Annotated in this window: 1 protein-coding gene; it reads left to right on the top strand. The window is 68.4% G+C overall.

The genetic code is table 11. The features are described 5' to 3' along the window. Positions 1 to 283 precede the first annotated feature (283 nt). Entirely contained in the window at positions 284 to 1,342 is a 1,059-nt protein-coding gene (locus ACWER9_RS31825) for an IS110 family transposase (protein WP_452305321.1), read from the top strand. Positions 1,343 to 1,365 lie beyond the last annotated feature (23 nt).

Below are 1,365 nucleotides of genomic sequence, written 5' to 3'. Positions count from 1 at the left end.
CGACGCTTCTATAGGTGGGCCGGTTCCGGGAGGTTGGCATCGGTAGGGTTCGACGTCGGTGATCGACGAGTGACTCATGCAAGATCTGGCCGCCATCAGAGGGTGTGCCGTGGAGTGCGACTTGTCCTCGTGGATTACCGGCGTCGGCCCGGCCCACCTTGCTGGCCTGATCAGAAGCCTGTCCGCGACTGGTGTCGCGTGACTCATCACAGATATGCCGCCGGGTGATCGTCTCCCGGGCCGACGCCGTCCGAACGTCGCCCCGTGCAAGGGAGAACCGTCCGTGCCCTCCATCCTGGCAGATCGCCTGGCCGACCGTGTCGACGCGGTCATCGGTGTGGATACCCATACCGATACGCACACCGCCGTGGTCAGCACCCCGGTCGGGACCGTGTTGGCCGAGATCACCGTGCCGGCCACCGCCGACGGTGCCGCTGATCTGCTGGCCTGGGCCGGGCGGCAGACGACCGTGCTGGGAACGGGCCGGCGGGCCTGGGCCCTGGACGGTGCCCGGTGTCACGGTGTCGGCCTGCTGCGGGTCCTGCGTGCCGCGGGTGAAGATGTCCTGGAAGCACCCAAACCCGCTACCGGCCGCCGTCGGCGAGGCGGCAAGTCAGACGCGCTGGACGCCGTGCACGCCGCTCGTGCCGTGCTGGCCGCCGACCACATCGCCGTCCCCCGCACCGACGGCGACCGGGAAGCTCTGCGCCTGCTGCACGTCTGCCGTCGCCACTACAGCGACACCCGCACCGCCACCATCAACCTGTTCAAATCGGTGATCCTCACCGCCGACGACGACCTCCGCACCCAACTGCGTGGCCTGAGCACCCTGCGGCAGGTCCAGCACGCCACCACCCTCACCAACGGCAACGGTGGCGACCACCTACGCCGCACTCAACTGGCAGCCCTCGCCGAGCAGATCCTGACCCTCGACCAACTCCTGAAAGCCAACCTCACCGAGATCCGCACCCTGGTCGACAAACTCTGCCCGACCCTGCTCGACCAACCCGGCATCGGCCCCGTCACCGCCGCGATCACCCTGACCGCCTGGTCACACCCCGGCCGGTTCCGCAGCGAAGCCGCATTCGCCTCACTCGCCGGCGTCAGCCCCGTCCCCGCCAGCTCCGGGCGCACCGTCCGCCACCGCCTCAACCGAGGCGGCGACCGCACCCTCAACTCCGCCCTGCACACCATCGCCAAAGCCCGACAACGGTGCCACCAACCCACCAAGGACTACGTCAACCGCCGCACCACCGAAGGCCGCACCCCAGCCGAGATCACCCGCAGCCTCAAACGCTACATAGCCCGCCAAATCTGGCGCATCCTCGAAGCCACCGCTTGACAGCAACCTTCACAGATCTTGCA

The sequence above is a fragment of the Micromonospora sp. NPDC003944 genome, from assembly GCF_053605225.1.
Note: the sequence above shows the minus strand (reverse complement) of the source record. Positions and strands in the feature narration are given on the sequence as shown.